The following is a 1,073-nucleotide window of genomic DNA, read 5'->3' as shown; positions in this document are numbered from 1 at the left end:
CTCCGCCCGCGCGCGCCGGCTCGGCTGGCGGCTGGCCGCCGCCTGCCTCGCGCTCGAGGTCGTCATGGGCGTCGCCGCGGTGCGCGAACAGCGCACGCGTGAACGCGTCGACACCCTGAACCACGAGATCGCGGCGGTGGTGGCCGCGCCCGACGCGCGTACGGTCACCGGCCCGGTCCGGCCCGGCGGCACCGGTACCGTCGTCGCGTCCCGCTCGCTCGGCAAGGCGGTCATCGTCATGTCCGGGCTGCCCTCGCTGCCGTCGGCCAAGACGTACGAGCTGTGGCTCATGGGACCCCGGCCGCCGCGTCCGGCGGGAACCGTGCGCCCACCCGCCTCGGGCGACCCCGGCCCGATGCTGGCGACCGGCCTCGGCGACGCGACCCGGATCGGCCTCACCGTCGAACCGGCCTCGGGATCGCCTCGGCCGACCACGGCACCGATCTTCGCCGTCGCACTCTCGTGACGGGCGACAGGCCGCTTTCCCCGATCGTGACCCGAGGCCCGTCGCGGTGGGTGACCCATGGGAGTCCCATGGCCGTCGTGGCGTTGCCCGCCCTCGGCGCCCGGACGTATCGTCCCGTGAGTCCTCTGTCACAGGTCGTGACGGACGGCTCCGACTCCGGGCAGGGAAGAGGTCCGCAATGCCGCGGACAACAGAACACATCGGTGCGGTCTTCGCCCGGCGAGAGGCTCCCGGGCGTGCGCTGGCGGCCGACGCGGAAGCGCTCGCGGAGGCCTGTCAGGCGATGGCCGGGCGCTTTCACCGGGGCGGCCGGCTGTTCACCTTCGGCAACGGCGGCGCGGCCACCGACGCCCAGCACATCGCGGTCGAGTTCGTCCACCCGGTGATCGTCGGCAAACGCGCGCTGCCCGCGCTGTCGCTCACCGGCGACGTCGCCACGCTGACCGGGGTCGGCGCCGCGGCCGGGTTCGCCGAGGTCTTCGCGCACCAGCTGCGGCACTTCGCCGCGCCCGACGACATCGCGCTCGGCATCACGCTCGATCACGCTGAAGGACAAGGACTCCTCGGCCGACCATCAGCGCTGCAGGTGGGAGGACATCAACACCGC

Annotated in this window: 2 protein-coding genes; both read left to right on the top strand. The window is 73.9% G+C overall.

The window, feature by feature from the left end; translation table 11 throughout:
- Window positions 1-466, top strand: a 466-nt coding sequence (locus ACFFNX_RS50915) for an anti-sigma factor (protein ID WP_378213708.1), incomplete at its 5' end; no start/stop codon positions are given.
- Between the two features lie 178 nt (window positions 467-644).
- On the top strand, window positions 645-1,073 hold a 429-nt coding region (locus ACFFNX_RS50910), incomplete at its 3' end, for an SIS domain-containing protein (RefSeq protein WP_378213706.1).

The organism is Actinoallomurus acaciae (assembly GCF_042429965.1).
In the GTDB taxonomy this organism is placed as follows: Bacteria; Actinomycetota; Actinomycetes; order Streptosporangiales; family Streptosporangiaceae; genus Actinoallomurus; species Actinoallomurus acaciae.
Note: the sequence above shows the minus strand (reverse complement) of the source record. Positions and strands in the feature narration are given on the sequence as shown.